The 25738-nt window shown below is 51.7% G+C and carries 26 protein-coding genes; 9 read left to right on the top strand and 17 right to left on the bottom strand.

All coding sequences use genetic code 11. The features are described 5' to 3' along the window. Positions 1 to 472: 472 nt before the first annotated feature. The 4 genes from ABD890_RS23825 to ABD890_RS23815 all read right to left on the bottom strand — a co-directional run bounded on the left by ABD890_RS23825 (position 473) and on the right by ABD890_RS23815 (position 3741). A complete protein-coding gene (locus ABD890_RS23825) occupies positions 473 to 856 on the bottom strand; it encodes a hypothetical protein (RefSeq protein WP_345095313.1) in 384 nt (127 codons plus the stop codon). Positions 857 to 1605: 749 nt separating this feature from the next. Further along, positions 1606 to 2088 (bottom strand): hypothetical protein, encoded by a 483-nt coding sequence (locus tag ABD890_RS23820; RefSeq protein WP_345095311.1) that lies wholly within the window; start codon positions 2086 to 2088, stop codon positions 1606 to 1608. Positions 2089 to 2355: 267 nt separating this feature from the next. Further along, positions 2356 to 2874 (bottom strand): gamma-glutamylcyclotransferase, encoded by a 519-nt coding sequence (locus tag ABD890_RS25585; RefSeq protein WP_373356753.1) that lies wholly within the window; start codon positions 2872 to 2874, stop codon positions 2356 to 2358. A gap of 177 nt (positions 2875 to 3051) precedes the next feature. After that, entirely contained in the window at positions 3052 to 3741 is a 690-nt protein-coding gene (locus tag ABD890_RS23815; protein WP_345095309.1) for a leucine-rich repeat domain-containing protein, read from the bottom strand. A 1950-nt stretch (positions 3742 to 5691) separates the two neighbouring features. Here ABD890_RS23815 and ABD890_RS23810 point away from each other — a divergent pair. Next, positions 5692 to 5955 carry a hypothetical protein gene (locus tag ABD890_RS23810; protein WP_345095306.1) on the top strand — a complete coding sequence of 88 codons (264 nt, stop codon included), beginning with the start codon at positions 5692 to 5694 and terminating at the stop codon, positions 5953 to 5955. Here ABD890_RS23810 and ABD890_RS23805 read toward each other — a convergent pair. From ABD890_RS23805 to ABD890_RS23785, 5 genes are all read right to left on the bottom strand, one after another. Beyond that, the gene (locus tag ABD890_RS23805) at positions 5952 to 6437 is read right to left on the bottom strand and encodes a hypothetical protein (protein WP_345095303.1); all 486 of its coding nucleotides are present in this window, start codon (positions 6435 to 6437) and stop codon (positions 5952 to 5954) included. The genes ABD890_RS23810 and ABD890_RS23805 overlap by 4 nt on opposite strands. A 675-nt stretch (positions 6438 to 7112) precedes the next feature. Continuing rightward, positions 7113 to 7616, bottom strand: a complete 504-nt coding sequence (locus tag ABD890_RS23800; RefSeq protein ID WP_345095300.1) for a hypothetical protein — start codon at positions 7614 to 7616, stop codon at positions 7113 to 7115. 211 nt (positions 7617 to 7827) lie between these two features. Beyond that, positions 7828 to 8397, bottom strand: coding sequence for a hypothetical protein (locus tag ABD890_RS23795; RefSeq protein WP_345095298.1), 570 nt, complete (start codon positions 8395 to 8397; stop codon positions 7828 to 7830). A gap of 123 nt (positions 8398 to 8520) precedes the next feature. Further along, complete coding sequence (locus ABD890_RS23790) at positions 8521 to 9090, bottom strand: leucine-rich repeat domain-containing protein (protein ID WP_345095296.1); 570 nt, start codon at positions 9088 to 9090, stop codon at positions 8521 to 8523. Between the two features lie 299 nt (positions 9091 to 9389). After that, positions 9390 to 10856 (bottom strand): leucine-rich repeat domain-containing protein, encoded by a 1467-nt coding sequence (locus ABD890_RS23785; RefSeq protein WP_345095294.1) that lies wholly within the window; start codon positions 10854 to 10856, stop codon positions 9390 to 9392. An 895-nt stretch (positions 10857 to 11751) separates the two neighbouring features. Between ABD890_RS23785 and ABD890_RS23780 the strand changes: the two genes are divergently transcribed. Continuing rightward, entirely contained in the window at positions 11752 to 11928 is a 177-nt protein-coding gene (locus tag ABD890_RS23780; protein ID WP_345095292.1) for a transposase, read from the top strand. On the opposite strand, the gene ABD890_RS23775 is transcribed toward ABD890_RS23780, so the two are convergent. After that, on the bottom strand, positions 11925 to 12056 hold the full coding sequence (locus ABD890_RS23775) for a hypothetical protein (protein WP_345095290.1): 132 nt from the start codon (positions 12054 to 12056) through the stop codon (positions 11925 to 11927). The two genes, ABD890_RS23780 and ABD890_RS23775, sit on opposite strands and share 4 nt — an antisense overlap. 94 nt (positions 12057 to 12150) lie before the next feature. On the opposite strand from ABD890_RS23775, the gene ABD890_RS23770 reads away from it, so the two are divergent. From ABD890_RS23770 to ABD890_RS23745, 6 genes are all read left to right on the top strand, one after another. Further along, entirely contained in the window at positions 12151 to 13173 is a 1023-nt protein-coding gene (locus ABD890_RS23770) for a WG repeat-containing protein (protein ID WP_345095288.1), read from the top strand. A 98-nt stretch (positions 13174 to 13271) separates the two neighbouring features. Then, complete coding sequence (locus ABD890_RS23765; protein ID WP_345095286.1) at positions 13272 to 13553, top strand: hypothetical protein; 282 nt, start codon at positions 13272 to 13274, stop codon at positions 13551 to 13553. 36 nt (positions 13554 to 13589) lie between these two features. Next, positions 13590 to 14147: a hypothetical protein gene (locus tag ABD890_RS23760; RefSeq protein WP_345095284.1), complete on the top strand. Its 558-nt coding sequence runs from the start codon at positions 13590 to 13592 to the stop codon at positions 14145 to 14147. A gap of 709 nt (positions 14148 to 14856) precedes the next feature. Next, entirely contained in the window at positions 14857 to 15135 is a 279-nt protein-coding gene (locus ABD890_RS23755) for a hypothetical protein (protein ID WP_345095282.1), read from the top strand. Positions 15136 to 15142: 7 nt separating this feature from the next. Then, positions 15143 to 15664 carry a hypothetical protein gene (locus tag ABD890_RS23750; RefSeq protein WP_345095280.1) on the top strand — a complete coding sequence of 174 codons (522 nt, stop codon included), beginning with the start codon at positions 15143 to 15145 and terminating at the stop codon, positions 15662 to 15664. A 671-nt stretch (positions 15665 to 16335) separates the two neighbouring features. After that, complete coding sequence (locus ABD890_RS23745) at positions 16336 to 16860, top strand: hypothetical protein (RefSeq protein WP_345095278.1); 525 nt, start codon at positions 16336 to 16338, stop codon at positions 16858 to 16860. 341 nt (positions 16861 to 17201) lie between these two features. Here the strand turns inward: ABD890_RS23745 and ABD890_RS23740 are convergent, their stop codons facing one another. The 6 genes from ABD890_RS23740 to ABD890_RS23715 form a co-directional block, all read right to left on the bottom strand. Then, positions 17202 to 18167 (bottom strand): leucine-rich repeat domain-containing protein, encoded by a 966-nt coding sequence (locus tag ABD890_RS23740; protein WP_345095276.1) that lies wholly within the window; start codon positions 18165 to 18167, stop codon positions 17202 to 17204. A 352-nt stretch (positions 18168 to 18519) separates the two neighbouring features. Then, positions 18520 to 19512 (bottom strand): TolB family protein, encoded by a 993-nt coding sequence (locus tag ABD890_RS23735; protein WP_345095274.1) that lies wholly within the window; start codon positions 19510 to 19512, stop codon positions 18520 to 18522. A 224-nt stretch (positions 19513 to 19736) separates the two neighbouring features. Further along, positions 19737 to 20048, bottom strand: coding sequence for a hypothetical protein (locus ABD890_RS23730; protein ID WP_345095272.1), 312 nt, complete (start codon positions 20046 to 20048; stop codon positions 19737 to 19739). A 180-nt stretch (positions 20049 to 20228) separates the two neighbouring features. Then, entirely contained in the window at positions 20229 to 20750 is a 522-nt protein-coding gene (locus tag ABD890_RS23725; RefSeq protein WP_345095270.1) for a hypothetical protein, read from the bottom strand. Positions 20751 to 21067: 317 nt separating this feature from the next. Next, positions 21068 to 21907, bottom strand: a complete 840-nt coding sequence (locus ABD890_RS23720; protein WP_345095268.1) for a leucine-rich repeat domain-containing protein — start codon at positions 21905 to 21907, stop codon at positions 21068 to 21070. A 632-nt stretch (positions 21908 to 22539) separates the two neighbouring features. After that, positions 22540 to 24108 (bottom strand): hypothetical protein, encoded by a 1569-nt coding sequence (locus tag ABD890_RS23715; RefSeq protein WP_345095266.1) that lies wholly within the window; start codon positions 24106 to 24108, stop codon positions 22540 to 22542. A 429-nt stretch (positions 24109 to 24537) separates the two neighbouring features. Here ABD890_RS23715 and ABD890_RS23710 point away from each other — a divergent pair, with 429 nt between their 5' ends. Continuing rightward, positions 24538 to 25035 carry an SMI1/KNR4 family protein gene (locus ABD890_RS23710; RefSeq protein ID WP_345095264.1) on the top strand — a complete coding sequence of 166 codons (498 nt, stop codon included), beginning with the start codon at positions 24538 to 24540 and terminating at the stop codon, positions 25033 to 25035. Positions 25036 to 25196: 161 nt separating this feature from the next. On the opposite strand, the gene ABD890_RS23705 is transcribed toward ABD890_RS23710, so the two are convergent. Further along, positions 25197 to 25730: a hypothetical protein gene (locus ABD890_RS23705; protein ID WP_345095262.1), complete on the bottom strand. Its 534-nt coding sequence runs from the start codon at positions 25728 to 25730 to the stop codon at positions 25197 to 25199. Positions 25731 to 25738: the final 8 nt, after the last annotated feature.

The raw sequence follows: 25738 nt of genomic DNA, 5'->3' as shown, positions 1-25738 counted from the left end.
CTAAGTCGTATGTCGTTAAACGGAGTTCCCATTCGATACGAGCCTTTCGCCCAGATACGGCCGGGTGGCCCTGGCAACGCCGGGCACCAGCTTCACATCGTACGTGTGCCACTGGCCAGTGCGAAGTGAGGGGAAGGTTAATCGGTGGATAACGCTTCGATGAGGTTGAGCTTTCCGCGGCGGAACGCATGGCCGTGGCTATGGCACCTGGGCGGTCGGTAGGTGGAAAAGGTCAACTCATGCAGGTGACCTGAGCCTTCGTAGTGCCTGACCAATTTCCGATGGGCGGATGAACGTGTCATGAGTTCATCGTAACGAGTCGGAAGAGGGAAGAGAATGTTTTGTAGGTGAATTGATTCGATTGGCACTTCACACTGCTGAGGGCAGCAGTGGCACACGCAAGAGTAAACGGTTCAGCAGTGCCACCCCGCCGACGCCGGGGGCATGATGCGAACAGAAGGTATCGGTGCTGTTACTCGATCACATTCCCTGCGGAATCGAATGCATCGGGAGCCGAATGACCAAAGAAGTCATCGTAGAAACTTCCTTCGTTATCGGATTCCACATCGGAGTTCTGAAACGCAGCAAGCCGTTCGTGAAAATCGGTCATGCCAAGTCCTGCCGCCTGCGAGTTCGCTTGGGTGATGTACTCGGCAAGAGCTTCTTTGACAGCGAGATTGGTTCCTGCTGCGTGCAGTCCGAAATCGTCACCCAAAACGAAGTCACTCTTGTTTTGCACAAAGCCATCCATGACGGCGTTGCCCATGCGTTCCCTGCATTCCGTGTCGTACAACTCTTCGTGAGAGCTACCGACCTGTTCCAATCGATTCAACAACTGACGAAGCAATTCTTCCATTGCCAACGCTCCTAACATCCGAAGTCGGCAGGAAGGTCGCCGTAACCAAAGATGTGCCGATACTGCTCCCATTTCGCCGGATCAACCGGTGACTTTGGATTGCTGGGATCACGGTATCGAACATTCGATGGTGTGATACGGTCGCGGTATTCTTCATCGAAACGTCGTTGTCGTCGTGCTGACCTTCGGTACGCACTGTCGTTTGCCGCTGGACCAGTGCGGGTCAATGGAATCTCGACTTCGATTCCATCCGGTGCATTGGCACCGTATCGCCCACGGAAATCGTTTGTTGAACCGATCTTCGTCTGACCGTTCTGCGGCTTGAGATAGACGCCGCCTTCACCTGCCGTGTGTGAAGTAACCGCACGCTGCCGCAGATTGTTCGGATTCGGACCCGGAACACGTCCTACGTCATAATGAACAGACTGTGGGGCAGCAAAGTTTTCCGCTGCCCATCGTAGGCTAACTCACCACAACTCCCGATGGCTTCACTAGCTTATGCCGACGTTTGCCGATGCAACCTCCCTTTCCTGAACCAAATCCCCTGATGCGTGTTTGTGTTTAAGTTGTCCTTCGGCCGGGTGGCCCTGGCAACGCCGGGCACCAGCTTCACATCGTACGTGTGCCACTGGTCTCTGGCCAGTGCGAAGTGAGTGGAAGGTTAATCGGTGGATAATGCTTCGATGAGGTTGAGCTTTCCGCGGCGGAACGCATGGCCACGCAGGGCCGTGGCCATGGCACCTGGGCGGTCAACCGAACAAGACCGGCACGTTGCCTCGAAAATCAAGCGCGGGCATCTCTTCAAGGGGGTTGAGGTAGATCAAAATGTCGATTTCATCCTGCGAGAGATCTCGATTGCTACAGACGGAAAGGTGGTAGTAGCCGTCATCCAAGCTCAATTGTTGTTCCAGGCTACATTGCGGATTCCAGTCATAGAGATCGGATAAGTCTCTGAAACAAAGCGTGCCGCCCTTGACGAGCACGGCAAGCCGGAGCATGTAGGTTAAATACTCTTCAGGGTAAGCAGGGTAACCCTGACGAAATCGAAGTCGGAAAAAACCTTCGCCAGTCTGAAACGCAACCAATGTGCCCTCGTAAACAAATGGCAGAACTTGCTCGGGCGTAAGAAAACGTTGCTCCAGGAAATTTGAGTGAGGTGCGATTGTCTCTGCGGCAAAAGGGGAATAGAGGAATACTCCCAAGCCATGAACGTTCAGGTGAATGTCATTCATCTCTTCATCACATCCCAAATCAGGCCGAGGTCGCCCTGGTTCTGCAGACCATTGCACGAACCGGTTCCAAGCGACGGCTGGCATTCGACTCGGCCGGGCCGCACGGGCAACGAATATCACCAACCTCGCATCTTAGGTGTGCCACTGGCCTCTGGCCAGTGCGAAGTTGGCAACCGGCAACTAAGTGGAAAATGCCTCGATCAGGTTGAGCTTTTCGCGGCGGAAAGCAAGGGTAAGTGCGGGCGGTTGCTGGAGACGTCAGTCACCTCAAACGGTCAGAAGGCCTTTCAATTGAGGATTACACCGTTCGATCTGTTCGATAACGTATTCGCAATATTCCTTTGGGAAAACGTGCTCCTTGAGTCCATCGACGATATGTTGCGCGTATTCTAATGACGTAATGAGGTTCGAGTGCCTGATTCTCACTACGTAGGTCGACGCCGATATTCTGTTGTGATCGGAGTCTCGGACGTCAATCGTTATACGTTTGTAGTTTCCTCCCTCCCCTTCGATTGCATCGAGGGACTTTCTTCCCACGGATTTCGCAGATTGTCGGGTGACTAGCTCATCCGGAATGTCATAAAGGACACCGAAGATTGTTCGTCCATTCGGGCTCGCGACAATATCGGCGGCAGCACAATTGTTACCGGTGCTATGCACCGTGAACCCGAAGTCAAATGTCTCGACTGTTGATACGACGCCAACGATCGATGCAGCGCCATTTAGGCGTCTGCTGTCATTTAGACGTGCGGAAGACATATTCGAACCATACTGAAATACGAGCATGACGTAACCGCCCTCGTCGCAAGTGCACAGATGCTATTTTGAAAACCAATTAAGAATACACGATTTCAAATCAGTTGAAATAACGCAAGCATGAAGGTCGTGAACGGGCGTGTCCATTTTCGATTTCGACAACAACTCAACCGGTTTTTCACCACGATCAGATCGTACTTGGGCCGTTTACATGCGACCTCGTTGAGGTTGCTGCAGGTGTGTGCCGCCGGTGTGCGGATGGCGTACGTAATTGCTGGGTGGTGTCGGCAGCGAATCGAGGCAGTTCTTCGAGCAGGCATGCACGAGCAACGGGACGACATCGGTGGCGATGTTGAGCGAAATCCAGCGACGCATGATCGTCGAAGCGAGGGGCGAGCGGCAAACACTGCACTGCCTGGGAGTGACCTCTGGCAGGAAATCGGGCCCGTCCTGAAGACGCGGAAATGGATGCCGCTGTTTGTAGTTGCCGTACAAGGCCCGGGTACTGATGCAGCTCGATTTCAAGTTGGGGCAACGCGTGACTTCGTACGGAAGCCAATGCAGGCGATACGAAGTGTACAGGTCCAGTTCTTCCAGCGACTCCATCTCGCCAATCTCTGGCGGAAGCTGATCAAGATTGCTGCCGTACAGCATCAGCTTTCGGACCGACGTCAATCTGCCAATCGATGGCGGCAGCGTGACGATCTGCCACCAGGTCTGCCAGCCGAGAGCCGGCCCAGGGGCGAATTCAGTTGCCCCAGTCGCCACAGCACGATCGATCAATTCGAGCAGTTGATGCCACGCGTCGCTTTCAAGGTCTTGCGGCTCGGTGTGAATCACAGAGTCACTAGCAGACTGAAAGCACGTGCAAGCCGGGCGTTCGAGAGGCATTGGCATCAAGGTTTCCCACGGAAATAAGTCGGCAAGTCACGCAAAGCACTCGCCCTGACCAACAGCGGCTGGGTGGCACTGCTAATCCAGTCATTTGTCAAGCTTCAGGGTGTGCCACTGCTGCCCTCAGCAGTGTGAACCTGCCAATCGGCCCAACTGTTGTCCTTCTAAACCCCGGCACCGTATAGCCAAATTGGATCGGGAAACGTCAATCTAGGCCACTCAGGCCTGATGGTTCTCTCTTCGTACAACTTGGCACTGGGCCATTTCCAATCGGATGGTCTTCGGCAAAGGACTCGTCTGCCCTTTCGTAGAGCCTGACCTGTTTCCGATGGGCTGATGAACGTTCCATAAGTTCATCGTAACGATTTGGAAGAGGGAAGAGAATGTTCTGCCGATGGATTTGAGCTTATGGGCACTTCGCACTGCTGAGGGCAGCAGTGGCACACGCAAGAGTGAACGGTTCAGCAGTGCCACGCCCGCCGCCAGATCAGCTCACGACGAACCTGTGCAATTCGCATCTTTTGCCTCAAAAGGCGTTCGACACCTGGAGTACGCAGGAGCGGTTGGCTCATTCTATAAAAGGTCGAGACGTAGCGAAGCGTGGACTCGTACATGCAAAGGGCGAGAGGCAGAAACAGCTTGGTGCTGATCAACGAGAGCGACCTTTAACTGCAACAATTAGTTCGTCAAAACTGAGCTCCGCAATGAATAGCACCAAAGACTGCGAACTGGAATCGGCACGATCGAATCGCGTCCCTAGACGGATCAATCGTTGAACTTACGCATAGACATTAGTAGTCCCTGCCTCCCATGCCGCTAGCAGCATGGGAAGACAATTCTTGGCCACCAGGGGGGCTACTCAGGAAAAATAGCGAGGCGAAAACAAAATGGCTCAAGGCAAATAAGACAATGACACAATATTGGAGTCCATCAAACAGAGACGTGCCCATCTCTTGGGCGATTTGTCGATCATAATACCATTTGAAAAAGATGTAAGACACTACAACAACAAACACTATCGCTGATGAGAACACGCAATAGACTCTTAGGATTCGCCCTGCTTTAATCTGGCTGAGGATCACCGTTAATGCCGTGATGACAGCACAACACTTTAATGTGCCTGAAAACGGACTATCCAGAATGAATGATATCACACCTAAGCATCCTCCGAGGAATACCATGACCACATACATTCGCAATGCCATTGGTCTTATCATTACATGTCGCCTTACAACGTTCGGGATTCACAATGTCATTCCCTCTGGTTGGAACTAGGTTCTGTCAGAAACCGATTATGTGACTTTTAATTCATAACCCACAATTGTTGAAGAACATTTTGTCTTTTCAATACACGGAGGTCTGTCATGGCACGGCTGGGTGGCACTGCTAATCCAGTCATTTGTCAAGCTGCAGGGTGTGCCACTGCTGCCCTCAGCAGTGTAAACCTGCCAATCGGCCCATCTGTTGTCCTTCTGAACTCCAGAACCGTTCAACCAACTTGGATCCGGTAGCGTCAGCCTTGGCCATTCAGGCCAAGTGGTTCTCTCTTTGTACAACTTGGCACTGGGCCATTTCCAATCGGTTGGTCTTCGGCAAAGGACTCGTCCGCCCTTTCGTAGAGCCTGACCAGTTTCCGATGGGCAGATGAACGTTTCATGAGTTCATCGTAACGATTTGGAAGAGGGAAGAGAATGTTTTGCCGATGGATTTGAGCTTATGGGCACTTCGCACTGCTGAGGGCAGCAGTGGCACACGCAAGAGTGAACGGTTCAGCAGTGCCACCCCCGCCGGTTGGGTTGCAAAAATCCGAACCCAACAATTCCAGACGTTTTCCTGACAGCCAAGGTGGTCGCTTCTGCTGCTGCACCGGCTCCGTGTGATGCTGTTCTTTATCGCAAGGCAAGTTGCTCACGCACGCAGGGGCAAGCCGTCAACCAACGCCTAGAAACCGGCATGAAGACGTTTCACGAATGGCTGAGAGAACGGCAGAAGCAACAGGAAGTGCTGTTGCTGGGCAGCGATGGGAGACTCAAGGGCATGTCGCCAGCGAATCCGTTGCCGAGAGATTCAGCGGTCAACAAGAGCTTGAGCAAAAAGCCCAAGCCGCCGCCATCAGGCGTGCCGGTGTTCAAGCCGTGGAAGCCTGCTCAACCGGCCAAGCTCCAGCCCTTCAAACCGGCACAGCCTGCGAGGATCGTGAGGAGGCAAGGTGATTAGGGCTGTTCGCCATTGAAGCCAGAAAGCCAATAGTCGAATTCTTCGGCGTTCATTTCCCCAGAGTTGCGGCATCGCAATTCGCCGTCATCGCCAAACAGCAACTCAATGATCTTTACTGCATAGGCGACATCAAATTCATCTCCCTTGGAATCCGAGTCAGCTTTCACCAGATTGACAAAGCGATTTGCTATGGGATTGCCGAAAGTCTCTATCCTCGGCCAATTGACACCGCTGATCGACTCACATTCTTGCAGAAATCCAGTGTCGGCTTTCAGTCCTACGCCTGGTCTTTCAGAAAGCCAAGCACGGACAACCGTTTGAACAAAGTAGAGGATGTTGAAACTCCTCTGCGGCGACCGATTCCGATGTTGGTTTTCTTCCAACATCGCACGATAAATGGCTTCTGCGAGACGTGACACATTGGGGTCACTGTCTTGGCATAGCGTCATTGCTTCCTCAAAAAAGTTGCTTTCTCTAGGCATGGCATATCCTCACTCAGGTCACCGAAGGTCGTTCAGATCAATTACGTTGTACGGCTTGCCAAACGGATGAGGCTTGTCAAACCCTTTCACAATTCGTCCGTCCTCTAAAACCGCAAGAATAGGCGATTGACCTTTCATCGGCCCACTGCCAATCGGCGCCCCCTTGAAGATTCCTTTCGCTCCAGGTACATCCGGCTGGGTGGCACTGCTAATCCAGTCATTTGTCAAGCTTCAGGGTGTGCCACTGCTGCCCTCAGCAGTGTGAACCTGCCAATCGGCCCATCTGTTGTCCTTCTGAACTCCAGAACCGTTCAACCAACTTGGATCCGGTAGCGTCAGCCTTGGCCATTCAGGCCAAGTGGTTCTCTCTTCGTACAACTTGGCACTGGACCATTTCCAATCGGTTGGTCTTCGGCAAAGGCCTCGTCTGCCCTTTCGTAGAGCCTGACCTGTTTCCGATGGGCAGATGAACGTTTCATGAGTTCATCGTAACGATTTGGAAGAGGGAAGAGAATGTTTTGCCGATGGATTTGAGCTTATGAGCACTTCGCACTGCTGAGGGCAGCAGTGGCACACGCAAGAGTGGACGGCTCGTTCACGTGCCAACAAGTTGTTGGAATTCAAGCCGCGGCGATTTACCCACTCATTTCCGGTACGTCGATGAATTGCGTACGCCTATTGCTTTACATGCTCAATATTTGTGACAGGTGAATTCTTAGAAAGGTTGATGTCAATTGCTGAAAAATCGCCACCTGCCTTCACAAGCGTCTCCCATTCTTTCAGACCAAAGTTGTAATTCTCTCCATACTTACAGCCAATGCCTTTTCTGGGGTCTTTGGGCACCTCAACTTCCGTTATTTCGAGCAATACGAAGTGCGGCTCGCCAACTACCCCGACCTCATCTCTCCATCGATCTACAGTTACTCGAAATTGCATTGTTAATGCATACCTATCATATAGTGTTGTAAACGTGTTCCACATTGGTTGACCGCCGTAGCCATCGTAGTAGCTGATCCAGCTAGCCGACTCACTACCTCCAAATAGAGTCTCAAATTCTCGCACGTAGTGAATGCTAGAACTCCCGTACTCTACCGCTGTTGCATGACCTTCCCTATCATGCCGGCAGCTAATACTGCAAACCACACACAATAACACCATCATTAGGACGTTGTGATGCATAACGCAACCTTCCTAGGAGCAACATACGTTGGATCTTCTGGATGGGCTTCCCGAAGCAAATTAAGAGAACCTTGCGGATGTTGTTCAACCTGGGTTCCATTCACCCAAAGTCTTTGACTTGAAAACCCGGCTGGGTGGCACTGCTAATCCAGTCATTAGTTAAGCTTCAGGGTGTGCCACTGCTGCCCGATCGTGCCTCACGAGCGCACTTTCAGATTCGATCATAAAGTAGTACGTCTGGGCGAAGTTGACGAAACCTCTGTCTTCCCTCTTCAGTTGTGTTCGTCCTATAGACCCATATTTGTCGAAGTGACTTGTTGGCGGTAAGTGCCATAAGACCGTCATCCGATATCGGGTTAAAACTGATAATAAGCATTGGGACGTCTAGTGTGGCCAGGAACCTGGCATCGTCATCCCCGATTTCTCGATGCTCCAGTGATAAAAACTGTAGGTTCGGAAGCCAATCCAAAAGGCGAAATACCTCCTGTTTATTCCAATTCTTGTCCTTGACAAATACACCGGCAACATCGCTTGCAGCCAGGTGGATCTCCTCACTCTCTAGGTCTTCGACTGAATCACCCATAATTCCTATTTCGCCGTCGCGTGAGACGTAAAACGCACTTGCGTGTTTTGGTATTGCCCCTGCCTTCCGCAATAGTTCTGGAGTTTCATAATCTCTCCAGTACAAGCTCGCAACGCTCCACAGACCGAGAGCAATGGCGAGTTGCACCAAGAGTAATGTTTTCAACGACCATTTCGTAATGAAGGTGTGCAGTTTCATAACGCGTATTCGAACAGATCCTCGACATCCAACGGTTCTGCGGCTGGGTGGCACTGCTAATCCAGTCATTTGTCAGGCTTCAGGGTGTTCCACCCCGCGTGATCGTGCCTCACGAGCGCATTGTCAGAGAGGATCATAAAGTAGTACATCTGGGCGAAGTTGACGAAACCTCTGTATTCCCTCTTCAGTTGTGTTCGTCTTATATACCCATAGTTGTCGAAGTGACTTGTTGGCGGTAAGTGCCATAAGACCGTCATCCGATATCGGGTTATAACTGATATTAAGCATTGGGACGTCTAGTGTCGCCAGGAACCTGGCATCGTCATCCCCGATTTCTCGATGCTCCAGTGATAAAAACTGTAGGTTTGGAAGCCAATCCAAAAGGCGAAATACCACCTGTTTATTCCAATTCTTGTCCTTGACGAATACACCGGCAACATCACTTGCAGCCAGGTGGATCTCCTCACTCTCTACGTCCTTGACCGAACGCCCCATAATTCCTATGTCGCCGCCGCGTGAGACGTAAAACGCACTTGCGTGTTTTGGTATTGCCCCTGCCTTCCGCAATAGTTCTGGAGTTTCATAATCTCTCCAGTAATAGCTCGCAACGCTCCACAGGCCAAGAGCAATGGCGAGTTGCACCAAGAGTAATGTTTTCAACGACCATTTCGTAATGAAGGTGTGCAGTTTCATATCGCGTATTCGAACAGATCCTCGACATCCAACGGTTCTGCACCGGGTAGACCGACAGCACAACCAAGATGTCGGCCGGGTAGCACTAGCAACGACCAGAAGCAGATTTGCATCTTAAGTGTGTCACTGGCCTCTGGCCAGTGCGAAGTGAGGGGGAAGGTCAACGGGCGGGGAGCGCTTCGATGAGGTTGATCGCATCGCGGCGGAGAGTATGGCCACGCAGGGCCGTGGCCATGGCACCTGAGCTGAGATTGTGTTCATCCATATTCATTGAGTCATCCTCAGTGTTTGCCGAGGAGCTATGGCATGCTTGCCCCCTTCGCTGCGATCCTACGAACTTCGTCAATGTGAATAAAATCTGTGACAACCTGCAGTGCTTTGAAATGCGGTTTCCCTGATAGTACACCTCTTAGAACAGCCAATTCATGAACGTCATCTCCATCAGCAATTAGATGGAGCACCACATGTGAAAATGACTGATCGTCAATTTCCCAGTCTTCTTTTAGCGTGTTGAATTGATCTGGGTACATCGCGATGGTCTTTAACGTGTCGCCATTAGCAAGCAACTGTTCAACCATCTTCCCAGCGTTCTCCACGGAAACAATTTCTATCCAAGCAAGGGAGGGAAGTTTTAGTCTAGTCAAACTAGCTGGGTCACTGACGATTTCCAGATGCGACAACTTCAATCGCTTCAGCGCGGTTAGTTGCGATAGCCAGGTGATTGAAAGCCGAGGCGATTCTCCAAGTACCATGCTTTCGATGCTGAGATACTCAAGGTGCTTTGCCTGCCCAATTCGTTCGAGCGCATCTCGATCAAATTCACCCCGGAGTGATAAACGATTTAAATGAGGCAGGCGAACAATCTGATCAACAAGGGACGGGTCGAGCCTTCCGTTTATGGACAACTCCCTCACATGTGTCTTGGGGAGGGCAGCTAGAATTGAGCGAGCGTCATCAGGGTTTGGCAAGTGGAAGCGAACCCCGCTCAACTTCATCCGTTTTAGCTTGTCAACATTTTCAACAGGCTTTGTGAAGATAACAGTCAGCCTTTTGAGTTCACTCAGGTCATCGATGGTGTCTTCGGGGATATCATCGTAGTTTACCGTCAAGTCGGTCAGCGACTTGCTCATCGGTATCGCCGCTAGGGTGTTGTGTTCTAACTCGCATTGTTCAAGCGTGAGACGCTCTATTGAAGACGCTTGTAGCAGTTCAGCTAATTGAACCTCCGTTAATTTGGCTAACCTCAGGTGCAATTCCCTTAGTTTTGGAGATTTTCGAACCGCTTCAATAACCTCGGCATCTTTCAAGCTCATCGTGTTACAAGAACACGACAACGATTCCAATTCTGGAAGAGTCGGATATTCCGATGGGTGAGACCTGAATTCACCCAGATTCACTTTCAGTCGCCGCAATCTCTTGCTAGTGCTCTCGTGATTCAGCAAGATGCTCATAGGTATATCCCCACTCCAAGAACATTCTTCGAGTGCAGTGAACGTCCCTACGCCATCCATTGCATCAGCGATCTGGTGTTCTTTGAAGAGAGTGCCGTAACAAGCTTCCAAACCGAGTCGGACTTCCGACGCATCAACACGAGCCGTCTTCCTATCCAGATCGAGAACACAACGGATAAATCCTGGTGGATATTCCCCCTGAGACGTGAAATCCGTAGCTTGCTGACCATTGGCAATGCTGGATGTCGCGAAAATCGCCGACAAGAGGCCGAGACCAATGAGAGGTCGTCTCCGAAGATTACGGAAATGCATCATTGGCCTTCTCCTCTGCAGCTAGGGCTCGCCAACCTAATTTCTCTTGATGGAAAAGTCATCTAGACTTGTGCCCGTTGCATTTTGGTACTGTTCTTTAAAATTGATTGTTCCAGCAGACCAGACCTTTTGAGCGGCCGGGTGGCACTGACAATGCCTAACACCAGCTTCGCATCTTACGTGTGCCACTGGCCTCTGGCCAGTGCGAAGTGAAGTGAAGGTTCACGGGCGGGAACCGCTTCGATAAGGTTGAACGCATCGCGGCGGAAAGCGTTGCTACGCAAGGCCGTGGCCGTGGCTGTGGCACCCGGGCAGGGTTAGAATAAAGCTCGCCCTGTTGAAATCCAACCTTCTGTCTTCAATCCCCCAGTGGCCGGGTGGCCCTGGCAACGCCTGGCACCAGCTTCGCAGCGTGCGTGTGCCACTGGCGTCTGGCCAGCGTGACGTGAGGGGAAGGTTCATGGGGAAATTGCGCTTCGAAGAGGTGTATCGCTTCGCGACGGATAGCAGAGCCATGGCACCCTGGCTATTGATTAGGCGGAGGAAGTTATGTTGGTATATGGTAGGAATAATATGTCGTCTACTGATCTGTTTCGACATATGGAGCAAGGTGAGGATGTTCACTGCCCAAAGTGTAGGTCCTTGCTGAGGTGCGATGGGTCGTATGATGAGACGACTGGTGCGTACAAGTGTTTTGCCGTCTATTGTTCTAAGGATTCGGCGCATTTTTCAATTCATCTTGACCCTTTACCAAGGCCAGGTTTCTGGGAGCAATTTAAAAAGAAAGAACTGTAGCAGCAGAAACGGTTTTGCCTTCGACCTGCAACGCAAGACTGAACCAACGTAAGTGAGAATGTCAGTGTAAAATCTGGTCGTCATTTTCGAGGAGAAACTGACTGTGAAGAAGTCGAAATTACCGGATCAGCAGCTCGCATTCCCACTGAAACAGACAGAGGCAGGGACTCCGATGGAGAAGGTCTGCCGTAAGCTGGGCGTCAGGCAGCAGGCGTTCTATCGCTGGAAGAAGAAGTTCGGCGGGGTGGCACTGCTGAAGCTTGACAAAAGACTGGACTAGCAGTGCCACCCAGCCGGCTGCGTGTATCGCTTGGGTGCCTGTTCGTGCGAGTAGGGCCGCATGAACTTGCCCGCCAGCTTCATGCTCAGCCTAGCTACAGCGATCAGGTTGTTTTGCTTCGTGCTCATCCCTGATAATTTATCGCTGGGGAATCGAAAACGGAAGATCGGTTTTCAACAGGGCAGAATTGCTTCACACGCCGTATGAAAGAAAATATGAAAAATGGAAAGCGAACTAGCCTGCCCTTTACCTTTTAGGGTTGAAAACTTGTGGGGCTACTTGGACCACAACGGAGAAGTCCTGAGAGACGCAAATCTTGAATTTGCGGGAAGATTTAATGATGGATACGGTCATGCGATTCAGGACAACTCGTTGGTCATCTATGACAATGAGTTCAACGTTCACGGACGCGTGCCGAACGCCCGTAGCCTTACCACATTTTCAGACGGGTTACTAGCCATTGAGAGCAGCTCTAGCAATCGCGACTGCTATATCGACATTGTCGGTAATCGCCCTTTCGAAGGAGAATTCGACAATGCTCTTCCGTTTTCAAGCCAACGAGCGTTTGTACAGGTCGATTGCTTATGGGGAATGATCGATCGAGTTGGTAGTTGGCTGATTGCGCCGTCATTGTCCGACGTGAACTCCTTTTTGCCTCAAACGAACCTCACTTCGGTTCGGTTTACAACTGAAGAGAAGTGGTGCTTGATTGATAAAGAGGGCAATAGGGTAACATCCAAAGAATTTGACATTCTAAAACAGGTGTCACAGCAACGAGTCGCATTTGGAACGCGAGCAAATCGCCAGGTTCGCTTTGGAATTGCTGATGATACTGGAGAGCAGATTACCAGTCCGATCTTTTGCGGGTGTGACGATGGATTTCGATCTGGATATCTAGGTGCAGAGAGCGATGATGGGACTTGGGGCGTGATCGATCGAAGCGGAAACTGGGTAATTAGTCCCAGATTTACGTACATTGGTGAGTGTGGAGAAGGTTTGTTCCTTGCGTACAAAGGTGGCCAGCGGACGTTAGAAGGCTATCTCATCGATGGTAGGTTTGGATTCGTTGACGCAAACGGCGATGTGGTTATTGATTTTCAGTTCGACGAAGCTTTTCCAATGCGGAACGGCGTATCCCGGGTCGGATGGTTTCGAGACACGACCCAACTTTATATATCGGACTCTTCAATCGGATATGTGACATCGAGCGGAAAACTCATTTGGGACGAACGCAAGTCCAAGTGACTTCTCGTCCCGTGAAGTGGCTGAAACCACGAGTTAGAATCAGCACAAGGAGTGTTACCGCACGAACAATCACACCCTTAAGCAATCGAGGCTTCGTATTGTGCCACAGTCGGGTGGTCTGGATTTTGCTGGGGTGCGTCAATCAGCAGGGAGTCGATTACACCGACGCCGACAGTATCAACGACCGGCTGATTGGCCGCACTATCGACAGCAATGGCGACGGCACGAATGACTCGACTGACCACTTTGTCTACGACGGGAACCAGATCGTTCTGCAACTAGACGACGGCGGCAACGTCGAGCATAGTCTACTATGGGGGCCGAATGTCGATCAAATCCGTGCCAATGAAAATGATTCCAGCGGTGCCTACTGCATATGACCAAGAGGATCTAGATGTCATTGCAGAAGAGTAGAAATGGAACGCATTGGATCGCAATTCAACAATAGTTTAATGGGGTGTGTCATGCTTATTCGACATTTACTTGTAGCATTCCTGATATGCTATACCGGATTGCTTGAAGGTTGCTCTTGTGATGATGGAGTTCAAGGGGTGAATCCAGACAGCAATGACAAATCAGGACCAAGTCAAGCAACACAGGCAACAAACGATTTTGATTCGTTTCGGACATTCCCACTTTTCGTCGAAAGGAAAGCTACTGTATGGGAAGGGCTCGTCGTATTATTTGAGTCTGACACATATGCGTGCATTGATTCGGGGCTAATTGTTGCATATGAAACAAAGCAAAGTAATAAAGAGTCGCTCGTCGAAGTTGTCACGGGACCGAACTACATTGGGGTACGCGCCATAGACAATAAAGCCATAGAAGAGCAAGTTTCACCGAACAGCATTATCATTTGCAATCCAAATGAGTCTTCATTTAATGTGCTAGAAGAAAAGCTGCAAATGCCTTGCCAAGATGGTGACGCAATAAAGTATTGTAAACAGGTGTTTAAACGGATTTCGAAGGAATAGAGCGTAGAAATCTAAGGAGATGGGAGGCAATCTCGTTCAACGCAAGATTTGTGCATGATGTTGTAACTGCTAATTTGTTATGCTTCGAAGTCCAAGCTAGATGCGTTGGATCGTCAGCCGCGGGCGGGGTGGCACTGCTGAGCCGTTCACTCTTGTGTGTGCCACTGCTGCCCTCAGCAGTGTGAAGTGCCAATCGACTCAATTCACCAGCAAAACATTCTCTTCCCTCTTCCAACTCGTTACGATGAACTCATGAAACGTTCATCCGCCTATCGGAAACAGGTCAGGCACTACGATGGGGCAGACGAGGCCTTTGCCGAAGACCCGTCGACTGGAAATGGTCCAGTGCCAAGTTCTACGAAGAGAGAACCACAAGGCCTGAGTGGCCAAGGCTGACATTGCCGGATCCAAGTTGGTTAAACAGTTTCGGGGTTCAGAAGGAAAGCAGCTAACGGGCCGATTGGCAGGTTCACACTGCTGAGGGCAGCAGTGGCACACCCTGAAGCTTGACAAAAGACTGGATTAGCAGTGCCACCCAGCCGAAGAGCAAGACTGGTTAAAGGTGGGGCTTGAATCTCGGAGAATTGCCGCTGAGATAGCCCGAATTACAGAACTTCGGCCTAACGGCACCAGAATTCATTGGCCGAGTAAGCCACATTCGAATGAGACACCTGGCCACTGGGAAACGGTTAAAGGCATCGTAGAGGAAATGGCAGACAGTGGAGACTATTCTGAAATCTGGGTAATCAAGGGCCTTCGAAATGTCAGTCCTGGAATCTCGCCGAATTGGCGACCAGACGTATTTGGTAAACGTAAAAGCGATGGCAAGATTGATGGCTATGAGGTCCCCAGCAAGTCGCAGACTGACAATGAAATATTAGATAAACTTGAAGACATTAAAAAGGAACTGGGAGATCTTGCTGGAAAATGCAAATTGAAAAATATTCCATCAAAGCACTCCGGAAAGCCGATTCCCAAGGATCTGTAAGTTCACCATGAGACCGGAACCGACCATATATTGCTTAGTGCTGTACGACGATTTTGAGCTAACGTCCTCTGCTTGGTTGAAGTGGATCAATTGTGCCCAATCGATTTTCCGCTTAGCGGACTTGGCAATTTCACACATGTCTTTTAAAGGAGAGGCGTCGAAGGGAGAGAAATACGTGACTTATCCCCGAACGATTTCAAATCTGATGCGTCAACTCGAGGAAAGAAACCCCGTTGAGTGGGTCTCTCTGATGTACCTTCCTGACGACTACAACCAGGCGATATTTGATTTTCACCTCAATTTAAATGCGAGACATGATCAACGAGGGATCTACGCAAGAAAGGAAGTGATTGAATCAATCGGCTTGCCTAGGCTTCACAAGCAAGTAGAACAATACCATCCCCTTGAAAAGTACCTGGAGGCTGAAGCATCAAGACCAGAGTCCCTGTTTACATTGACTCGTGGCCTCGCCGATGCCAGCGACTACGAGACCTTGAAGATTTTCAATGACACACGCAGTGGCAAGTAACCTGCAAAATTGTTGGTAAGTTTAGATATCTGTGATACCCAGCACGGGCGGGGTGGCACTGCTGAGCCGTTCACTCTTGTGTGTGCCACTGCTGCCCTCAGCAGTGTGAAGTGCCCATAAGCTCAAATCCATCGGCAAAACATTCTCTTCCCTCTTCCAACTCGTTACGATGAACTCATGAAACGTTCATCCGCCTATCGGAAACAGGTCAGGCACTACGATGGGGCAGACGAGGCCTTTGCCGAAGACCCGTCGACTGGAAATGGTCCAGCGCCAGGTTCTACGAAGAGAGAACCACAAGGCCTGAGTGGCCAAGGCTGACATTGCCGGACCCAAGTTGGTTGTACGGTTTCGGGGTTCAGAAGGAAAACAGTTGATGGGCCGATTGGCAGGCTCACACTGCTGAGGGCAGCAGTGGCACACCCTGAGGCTTGACAAAAGACTGGATTAGCAGTGCCACCCCGCCGCAAGCTGATCGTTGACGATAAGCCGCTTGGCAGACCGATTGCCAAGGACCGTCAGGAGATGATTCGTTTTATTGAGGCGTATCGACAACGAGAGGGACACTTGCCAGACGTGATTGGCATTCAGCGATATGATCCGAAAACTGGTCAAGCTGTTCTGACAGAACTCTATTCGCCAAACGATTTCTTGCCGTGAGACAATAAAGCATGATGGAGCACAAGGCATTCATATTTGATTACGAGAAGTTCGAGCATGAGCTTCTTCCGCTGCTTCAAAATGCACTCTCAACAAATGAGTGTAGTTCGTTGATCTCTTTCATCCAACAAAATATGGATTCGCTGACCGATCCCTATGAGGGTGAGCCACTGAACGATGATTGGGAGGGCATGATCGAAACAGAGGACGCTTACCAGTATGGCGATTTTGCATTGACAAAATACTACGATCCGACCGATGACATCGGGCTTGGCTCGGCTTGGCAAAACATTCAGGAATTCATCCCTGCCGACAGAACAACGTCGCCGATATTGGGTTCCGTCGTCGGGGCCAACGAAGACCCTTTTGATCCCGGAAAGATGGGGGCATATTTTCAAAGCAAAGAGCAGGTGGCCGAGAATCTTGAATTCTTGCAGCAACTCGTTGAGCAACATTCCTCAGAAGAACTTGATGAGGCCATCGACCTGTTACAACAAGCCTCTCAGTCACAAAAGGGGCTATACGTTACGTTTTAGGCCGTTATCTGTCTTCGGCTTCTGCATCACGATCTTCGCAGGCTGTACCGGTTTGAACGGTTGCAGCTTGGCTGGGTCGGCAGGCTTCCACGGCCCCAGCACCGGCACGGCCGGGTGGCACTGGCACCAACTTCGCACCTTACGTATGCCACTGGCCTCTGGCCAATGTGAAGTGAAGTGAAGGTCAATCGGTGGGTAACGCTTCGATGAGGTTGTTCGCATCGCAGCGGAGAGCATGGCCACGCAGGGCCGTGGCCCTGGCACCCTGGCTGAGGGCAGCAGTGGCACACCCTGAAGCTTGACAAGTGACTGGATTAGCAGTGCCTCCCCGCCCGCATTGTTCAATACTCGATAATTTCTACCTCGGGGTGTCTAAGGCAATAATCATTAATCGCCTTTTCACTCATTTGTGTCCCAGTGAGAGACAGCTTTTTAAGAGATGGCAACGATTCAACAATGCTGATCGACTCATCCGTAATAGCGGTCCGATCAATGAACAGCGTCTCTAGCTGGGGATGGCCGCGGAAGTACTCCAGTCCCCGATCTGTTATCCCCGTAGTCGAAATAATGCATGTTCGCAAGGAAGGCAAGCTGGCAATCCTAGGGAGATGGGCATCCTTCAGATCGGTCGAGTCGGCTAGAAACTCCTCAAGGTTAGGTGACCTGAGATAGGGAACGATATGGTCTACTTCGTCCGATCGGTTTAGCAAGAATCGCTTTAGATTAGGAAGGTGTTTCAGCCATTCACAGCGATCATTGAAGGTTACCCACTCGAATTCCAACCTCGTCAGATGCCGGCAATCTCCAATGGCATCAAGCGACTTTAAATCGTAAGCCGGCCGGTATATCAACAGAGACCGAATACTCGCCCTGTGCCGAGCAGGAAGATCGCCAAAGTCTTGAACTCCAGCCTCCCAAAATGAAATGTCTTGCAGCGGAGGAATTTCCTGGAGACGCTGAAGGGAACTCTCTGAAAACTCTTTACCTCCAACACTCAAACTATTTATCGTTCCCACCGACTTGAGAGCTGAAATCACTTTCGGCTCAGATAGCGGTGACCAATAGAGAGCAATCAGGCTGGTTGCCTCTTCCGTCTGTGGGCCAAACCCAAACATCGATTCTGTTCCGTCTTTTAACTCTAGCTCACAGCTATAAGGCCTCAGCTCCTCGTGCCAATAGTGAAGGAGTTCCACTCGCCTTTGAAGGTGACACCACCACCCCACTGGCAATGCGATGATGCCTGTCAGTAAGAATAGTGTCGATAGACTGTAGGACAAACGCCAGCTATTGAGAGTATAGTTTTCCACGCATTATCCCTGCGACTGTTCTGATTTCTTTTGTTCTTTGTGCTGGATCGGTAATTTTTGCGGGCGGGTGAATTTTAATCTCTCCTTCGATTGTGTTCCCTTCAAAACGCCAATACTAAATGAGCGAGTGGTCCGGGATTCTATGATCACCTCTGAGGAGCTGGCCGTCATATTCGCTACCCCTTATCGGCCGGGTGGCACTGGTAACGACTAGAAGCAGCTTCGCATCTTACGTGTGCCACTGGCCTCTGGCCAGTGTGAAGTCAGGGGAAGGTCAATCGGTGGAAAACGCTTCGATGAGGTTGTTCGCATCGCGGCGGAACGTGGTCAAAGCACCTGGCTTTGGCGCCCGTTACGGCACCGGGTCGGTTAGCATCGCTTCGGGCAGCACCTCTTCTGTTTCGCCGTTGCGATCGACTCGCCACAGGCTATAGATGGTGCGATTGCTGAAGTTGGCGCTGGTGCCGGCCAAAAAATAAACGTACTCGTCGTTGGGCGCCATGGCCGGGTAACGATTCATGCGGACTTCGCTGCGTGCGAGAAACTGCGGCACTGCGTCTCCGTGGTCGGAGCGGATGTCGTAATAGAAGTCTTTTCGCGTGTCGCACACGTAGACGAGCGTCTGCTGGTCGGATGCCAGCGCCACGTCGTAGTAATGCGCGTCCTTGCGACTGGCCGCGTCTTGATCGGCCGGCGTGAACGGCGTGGGAATCCCATCTTCGCCAATGCGATATAGTCGCGTATAAACCGTGGGCATTTTATAGTTTTCGGCGGAATAGACCAGCGTGCCATCTGCCTGTTGCACGATGCGATAGAGCGAAGAGTAAGGTTCGTCGGTGATCTGCGTGACCGGGCCACCTGCGGCGGGAACCTGGCAGACATACCACTTGTCCCAAACCTTTCCGCCCAGGCTATAGTCGCGAAGCAGCGTGGCCAGAGCAAAGAAGACCGTGCTGCCGTCGGTGCTGAATTGCGGACACATGTCGTTCGTGTCTGGCGTCGTGGTCAGCTCGGTGACCTTCCGCGTGTCGATATCGAGCCGGCAGATTTGAAACGAATTGTCCTTGGCCTGGCTCCGGGCATAGACAATCGACTTGCCATCCGGCGAAAAGCATGGCAGCGTTTCGATGATGCTGGTATCGGTCAGCCGAGTCAGCGTTTCGGTCTCGATCTCCCACAGAAACAAGTCCCCTTTCGAAGACGAGAAAACCACTGTCTGTCCGTCCGGCGAAAGATCGAACCCAACATGCGCGTGCTCGACCTGCGTCATGCCAAAGCATCCGACCAACGTGCCAACGCCCAGCAGCAGCACCATCCAGCAACGTCGCATCGGCTTGGTGTTCATGGCATGTCCTGGATGTGGTTGGACGGGTTCGCGCAGCGGTTTAATCGTCGTAGAACTTGGGGTCTGCGGCGCAGTCGCGGTCGTAGTTCAGCGTTAGGTGGCACTGCATCTCTTGGGTCACGGTCACGCATGCTCTCTCGTGTGGCGACCTGCCTGGCGTTTGACCCGCATCTTACGTGGCGGCGCGATTGCTGGCCAGCAAAAAGTCGAAGTGGGGCGAATCGTCAGGCATTCAGTTCGCACAGCGTGCAGGCCGTATTGGCGTCGGTCGTAATCACGACGACCCGCGAGAAGCCTTGCCACTGGATGCCGCTGGACGACCCATCGGGTTCGATCACGCGGAAGTTCGCACAGAAGAGCGAGATCGAAACCTGATCGGAGTCGCGGGCCAGGACGATCTCGGTCTCGGAATACGACTCGACATAGCCGGTGAACCAAACCGAAATGTTCCCGGCAGAAAACTCGGCACGAATCGCCCGCCGCTGCGACTTCCAAACCTGAGCCAGATTCCGCCCCTCGCGATCACGAATGATCATTGGCCATAGTCCCGAGCTGTGCCGTAGCAAGCCATAAGAGTTGTGCAGCAAACAAGAGCGTACATCGTACGTGTGCCACGGGCCTCTGGCCAGTGCGAAGTGCGCGATCATTTCGCGTTGGAAAGCATGATCACGCAGTGGCGTGGCCATGGCAACCTGAGCTAAGTGTAAAAAGCAATGTCATGCACTCGTCTGGCCAATAGCATAGCGGATATTCGCTACCTCTTGTTCAGACAGGTTTCCAACTGTGATTCCACGAAACTCATTGCGTTGGTCAATCAAAAAGGATATCCGATCGCAGGCAATCCTCATGAGAGATGTCGGCTCAACGTTTCCGAAAACTACCATCAACTCCCGATCAACAAGTGAGGCTGTCACAACTTGTTCGACGTCGACCCTTTCTTGATCGTCTGCCCATTGCGACATGGACACAAATGGAATTCCAGTTTTGTTGGATTGAATGTCAGTGGCTAGCGGTTCCGACTGAAGCGGACAAAGCGAAGTGACAACCATCTTGCATATCGCCCCGGACGATCGGTTGACGGCAACTTCGATAAGCGTGTGCTTGAAGTCTCCAGTTCGCCAGTATTTGGGTGCCGACGACGTCGGACCGCTGTAACCGTCAAATCGGATCACTAATGGCACATGACTATCGCACTCAACCTCAACCGGCACAGTGGGGGAAATGATGTCGATTCGCATGTTTCGTACTCTAATGGCAAAGAATGCAACAATACAGGCAAATCCTCGGGGCTTCGAGGCGGGCCGAATTTCAAATCGCAGCCTCCGACCTGAATGATCTGATTGAGCGGAACTCCGTTACGAATAGCGGCGTCTACTGACGGCCGGGAGGCACAGGCAACGACTAGAAGTAGTTTCGCATCTTACGCGTGCCACTGGCCTTCGGCCAGTGCGAAGTTCGGGGAAGGTTGATGGGTGGGCAACGCTTCGACGAGATCCATCGTTTCATCGCACCCTGGCGTTCAGGCCCATGATCCACTTTGCTCTGGACAAACCCCCTACTCCGCTTCAGCAACTTCATCGAATTGAAAGTCCGTTACCGATTCCATGTTTTCAAATGCCTGCCGGATCTTGGGATGAAGCGGCACATTCTGGATGGTCACAGAGATCAACTTCCCATCCAATTCTGATAGTGCCTGACCTATTTCTGGGGTCCAGCTGCTGAGGTCTGGCGTGTATGCCCGAGGGGCGATGTATTGGCTGTCAGAAGTGCCCACCTTTAACGACGACAGATTCGGCATCCGGGCCAGCGAGATGATCGCATTCGACGTAATCGGACAGTTGCATAGGTCGACTTCTTCGATGGTGCGGCTTTGACTCAGAAGCTCCATTCCCTCGTCGGTGATCGGCTGGCACTTGAGACTCACCTCTCGCAGAGAAGGATGTCGGCCGACGTGACGCATGGCCTGATTCGTGACTAACGAGGGATAGCGATGGATCCAGGTATTGGCGATTCGAAGTTCTGCCAGGCAAGGAATCTCGCATGCCGTTGCGATACCGTTATCGGTTACTAGCGACCCCTGCAGAATCAAATATCGACAATCGGGAAGGTGGGGTAACGTCTCTGCGAGTAACTCGTCATTGACTCTCCACTGGGGAAGGTTGGTGGGCTCTTCAGCCATGGGTGGAATTGGAACGCCGAGATCGGTCTCGGTTATTCCCCCTAGCCATTCGATTTCGAACGCCACACCTTCCACAAGCTCGTCAGGCAATGGTACGTCGATACGATTCTCGAGTTCAACCACGCGATAGTTGACCCAGTCCATCGAGTCGTGTGCGATGTCAACGTGACCAATCTCACTCAAGCGATCGATGGCCGCCCCCCTTCGTTGGGCCACGTCCCTGTCCGTTTCCCATTGAAAGGTCGCAGCGATCGCAGCTAATTCCTGGCTTGTTGTTCGGCCCCCGGGACGATCGGTAAGACTAGTGGGATCTACGTGCCCACGCTCACAACCGTTGATGATGACCAGGAGCAAGAGCGAGGCAATAACGCCAGAGGGAATCGGTTTGGTGACGGCTGCTACCATGAAACGACTTTGAGTTAGGGCTTCTCTCCTCCGTGTCCACAATCGGACGACGAAACTCCCCATTGCTCCCATGATGGCTCTGAATAAACCGCGTGTGGTCCGTAGCATCGGCCGGGAGGCACGGACAACGACCAACCCGGACTTGCCATCTTAAGTATGCCACTGGCCTCTGGCCAGTGTGAAGTGCGTTTCAGGCGGCCAAGTGATATCGCTTCGACGAGATCGATCGTTTCACGGTGGAAAGCATCGCCAAGCGGAGGCGTGGCTGTGGCACCCTGGCGTTCGAGTGTTGTCGGTGAAAGTCAAAACACCGTTTTCTGACAGAGCCTAGTTGTAGTTAATGTTTGGCAATCATTTCCTCGCCAGGGTCATGGCTGGATCTCAGATAAATGCATTGATTGGGTCATTGTTGTCTGCGCCATAAGGTGGTCGCATGGAGAGATTTAGCGGCTATCGCACTCCTGGAAAGGTGGGATTGGTATGCGTATAACCAAGTCACCAGTATTAAAGGCATCAGACACCGTGGTTTCCCATTCGCTGTCGACAATTTGCCCAACAATTGGCCCTCCGCCGCTGCCTCCATCGTCATGTGCGTTTAGATAAATGCTGTAAAGAACATATCCATCGTCAATTCTACGATAAATAAGTGGGTCACCGGAAAAAGGGTCTTGGATCTGTGCTGCGGGCAAGGGTAGCCATTCAAGTGAATCAGGGAATCGAGCATTGTCTTTTTGGTAGCGTGCCAAGCTGATGGCAATCAGGGCAAGCTGGGCATCTACTTTTAATCCGGCGATTACCGGCGTGGTGTAAATTACGTTAATCGAATCGCTGAACCCAATAAGAACACCAGCAATTGCCTGTCCTCGTTGCTCAGGTGACATCGCTACGAAGTCCTCGGCAAGAGTGGCTTTAGATAATGGCTTGGGAATCTTGCCTGCTAAGGCCAGGCATTTCTTTTGTATGGTCGATATTGACGTGTTCTCCAGAAGGGCAACGTCCTCAATGTCATCGAACCACTTGTTCACTTCTCGAGTGATTGCTTGCAGGTTAATGTCGAACTCAAGATAGTTATTGTCATGGATATAGTCGAATACGCTCCAGTCGTGTGACTCGTTTGAGTCGTCCTTGCGTATAAAGAGTCTTTGCGCCACGTCGAGTGCTGACATTCGCTGATATCTGATGGTGTCAGATAGGAGTTTGTTGTCATTCGAGATATTAGAAATGCGTGTGCTCATTAAGTCGAGGACTTTTTCGTCGCATCCCGGGCTTGTTGCAATCGCAATACAGCAGTGCAAAGCAACCCGTCTTGTTCGTATTCGGTAACGAAGATCGTTGTTGCAGTGGCAATTTGGTAGCGACGACAGTGCGAGGCATGTTTCTGCATCGGCCCACGCTTGAGTGTGCTCACCATTTCCAAGGTGATACATGGATCGCATCGCCAGTGCGGTCGCGGCAATCCAGATTTGTTCGGTCGCGAAGCTGCCTGGGTCCCCAAGGGGGAGGTGGTTGGATGACAAGAGGTTTGGCTCTGGCAAAAAAAAGCCATCGCAATCATTAATTGCGTGAAGTTTATCCAAGACGGGGCCCTGCTCTTTTGTCCATGAGTTTTCCAGTGTGGGTAGATCACTTCTGGTCCATGGTGTTCGAATTGCTTCGCGAAGGAAGTGATCTGTAGAGCAATGGCTGCGTCCATTTAACCTAAGCCATTTGTCGATCTCTTGAAAATACGCTTCGTCAAGAAGGCTGTGTTCACGTGCTAGAGGGGGATTGATGCCAAGCGACTCTGCTACCATCAGATAGTTATTGTCGTCCAGTTTGTTGGGCCATGTGCACTGGAGCACAATGACTCCGGCATTGCAGTCGGAATTGCCGTCAATCGCTTCATGCTCGAGTAAGGCGTGATAGTGCCTGTCAGGCTTGTTAGCTGAAGTGTTAATGTCTGTGGGGAGTGGCACTGGTTCTGGCCTGCCAATTAGGCCAGCGCGTGCCAAGAGCCAAATGATCGACAGCATGGCAATTATGCTAGCGACGAGGAGTAGAATGGCAGAGCGTGCTCGTTCGCTTTTTAGTCGATTCTTCAGGTGGCGCATGGAAGGTGTCTTGTGGCAAGCGAGAATATCGAAATGTTGCTATGCGTCGGCCGGGTGGCACCGGCAACAACTAACACCAACTTCGCATCTTAAGTGTGCCACTGGCCTCTGGCCAGTGTGAAGTGCGTGTCAGGGTTCCTCGGGAATTGGACTTCTACCAGTTCGATCGTTTCATGGCACCCTGGCAATCGTTGTGAACGACGTGTGGGTAGCGATGATTCTCTTGGCTGCCTGATTGGCTTTCAGTATAAACGATCGGATCAAACGTTGGCCGCCGCTGACGCGGGCTAGAAGCTCATCGCTGATTGGCGGCGGTACCGGTATCGCTTTCGTTCTGCGTTAAAGGTCGAAATGGAAGACATTCTGAACGACATCGATGCCTGGATGCGTGACCATCGGCCTGCTTACCTCCGGCGGTTGCGGTCAGGCGTGATGCCTGAGAAGTTCTCGGCGTTTGCGGCGGCATTCGCACAGAAATTGCCGGCAGACTTGATCGCGTTGTACCGCTGGCATGACGGGCAAGATCCGATGTCAAGCGATGCCATGCAAGGCAATCGGACCTTCATGACGTTCGACGAGGTCTGTGAAACGAAGGCAGAGCTGGACGGCATGATCGGCAGCGATTTTGAAGATCCACGGTATTGGCGGCGTGGCTGGATCCCTTTCCTGCACAACGGCGGCGGCAGTTACCTTTGCGTCGACACCGAGGCCGTCGACGGTGGCATGGCTGGCCAACTGATTGCTTTTTGGAAATCAGACTCAGACCGACCCATCGAGCACCATTCCATCCGGGAGTGGGCCAGTTCGCTCCTGCAGTCGATGCGAAACGGCACCTTGAAGACTCTTTAACGATCGCATCGTACGTGTGCCACTGGCCAGTGCGAAGTGCGTGCCCAACTTCCGCGGGCATCGGGCTTCGAGAACATTCCGCGTTACGGGGTGGAAGGCATGGCTGCCCAGGGCGATGGCCATGGCACCCTGACGGTTTAGTCCGGTTGGGAACAGCCGTTCTAGTCATTTCCTTGACTGCTACCTATTCCGCTGAGCGTCTTAACAACGAGAGGATCGTTGCGTCGGTCAAGAAGGAGGTCATCTCCTATCTTAGCGTAGATGCATCTGTGACTTACGCTGTCGTGCTCCATGGTCCTCAAGAAACGGATATCGAATGACACTTCCCAGGGCTCCTTCCCTGCCGCGGAAGCGGTAACAGTGCCCACAGTTGCTATGATGTGATCGCCTTTACTCCTCTCGATTCTGATGACCGACAGGTTCGTGTCCATCTCAGTGTACTGCTTTGAAAGTTCCTGCTTGATCATCCTGTAGGACTCATGAGTCATTTCAAAGAATGCAATGTCGGCATACTCTTGCGTCAGCTGGTCCAATTCGGGACCATCGATAAACCGATTCGAACCATCTGCCTCTGTTGCAGGGCCCGAGAACGCACCGATTGAGGTTTTCGAATCGCATCCATCACATCCGACGAAAAGCGTGACCCAACCGCAGTGAACAACCAGCAGCAGTGCCATTTTGCACCAGAACGTCATCGCTTATC

It is taken from the genome of Bremerella cremea (genome assembly GCF_039541315.1).
GTDB classification, from domain to species: Bacteria; Planctomycetota; Planctomycetia; order Pirellulales; family Pirellulaceae; genus Bremerella; species Bremerella cremea.
This window is presented reverse-complemented; position numbering and strand designations above follow the sequence as displayed.

Excerpts from the sequence above, each read along its gene's own strand:
- ABD890_RS23825 (WP_345095313.1), bottom strand. The coding sequence starts at position 856 with ATGGAAGAATTGCTTCGTCAGTTGTTGAATCGATTGGAACAGGTCGGT.
- ABD890_RS23820 (WP_345095311.1), bottom strand. The coding sequence starts at position 2,088 with ATGAATGACATTCACCTGAACGTTCATGGCTTGGGAGTATTCCTCTAT.
- ABD890_RS25585 (WP_373356753.1), bottom strand. The coding sequence starts at position 2,874 with ATGCTCGTATTTCAGTATGGTTCGAATATGTCTTCCGCACGTCTAAAT.
- ABD890_RS23815 (WP_345095309.1), bottom strand. The coding sequence starts at position 3,741 with ATGCCAATGCCTCTCGAACGCCCGGCTTGCACGTGCTTTCAGTCTGCT.
- ABD890_RS23810 (WP_345095306.1), top strand. The coding sequence starts at position 5,692 with ATGAAGACGTTTCACGAATGGCTGAGAGAACGGCAGAAGCAACAGGAA.
- ABD890_RS23805 (WP_345095303.1), bottom strand. The coding sequence starts at position 6,437 with ATGCCTAGAGAAAGCAACTTTTTTGAGGAAGCAATGACGCTATGCCAA.
- ABD890_RS23800 (WP_345095300.1), bottom strand. The coding sequence starts at position 7,616 with ATGCATCACAACGTCCTAATGATGGTGTTATTGTGTGTGGTTTGCAGT.
- ABD890_RS23795 (WP_345095298.1), bottom strand. The coding sequence starts at position 8,397 with ATGAAACTGCACACCTTCATTACGAAATGGTCGTTGAAAACATTACTC.
- ABD890_RS23790 (WP_345095296.1), bottom strand. The coding sequence starts at position 9,090 with ATGAAACTGCACACCTTCATTACGAAATGGTCGTTGAAAACATTACTC.
- ABD890_RS23785 (WP_345095294.1), bottom strand. The coding sequence starts at position 10,856 with ATGATGCATTTCCGTAATCTTCGGAGACGACCTCTCATTGGTCTCGGC.
- ABD890_RS23775 (WP_345095290.1), bottom strand. The coding sequence starts at position 12,056 with ATGAGCACGAAGCAAAACAACCTGATCGCTGTAGCTAGGCTGAGCATG.
- ABD890_RS23770 (WP_345095288.1), top strand. The coding sequence starts at position 12,151 with ATGGAAAGCGAACTAGCCTGCCCTTTACCTTTTAGGGTTGAAAACTTG.
- ABD890_RS23760 (WP_345095284.1), top strand. The coding sequence starts at position 13,590 with ATGGAACGCATTGGATCGCAATTCAACAATAGTTTAATGGGGTGTGTC.
- ABD890_RS23755 (WP_345095282.1), top strand. The coding sequence starts at position 14,857 with ATGGCAGACAGTGGAGACTATTCTGAAATCTGGGTAATCAAGGGCCTT.
- ABD890_RS23750 (WP_345095280.1), top strand. The coding sequence starts at position 15,143 with ATGAGACCGGAACCGACCATATATTGCTTAGTGCTGTACGACGATTTT.
- ABD890_RS23745 (WP_345095278.1), top strand. The coding sequence starts at position 16,336 with ATGATGGAGCACAAGGCATTCATATTTGATTACGAGAAGTTCGAGCAT.
- ABD890_RS23735 (WP_345095274.1), bottom strand. The coding sequence starts at position 19,512 with ATGAACACCAAGCCGATGCGACGTTGCTGGATGGTGCTGCTGCTGGGC.
- ABD890_RS23730 (WP_345095272.1), bottom strand. The coding sequence starts at position 20,048 with ATGATCATTCGTGATCGCGAGGGGCGGAATCTGGCTCAGGTTTGGAAG.
- ABD890_RS23725 (WP_345095270.1), bottom strand. The coding sequence starts at position 20,750 with ATGCGAATCGACATCATTTCCCCCACTGTGCCGGTTGAGGTTGAGTGC.
- ABD890_RS23715 (WP_345095266.1), bottom strand. The coding sequence starts at position 24,108 with ATGCTGTCGATCATTTGGCTCTTGGCACGCGCTGGCCTAATTGGCAGG.
- ABD890_RS23710 (WP_345095264.1), top strand. The coding sequence starts at position 24,538 with ATGGAAGACATTCTGAACGACATCGATGCCTGGATGCGTGACCATCGG.
- ABD890_RS23705 (WP_345095262.1), bottom strand. The coding sequence starts at position 25,730 with ATGACGTTCTGGTGCAAAATGGCACTGCTGCTGGTTGTTCACTGCGGT.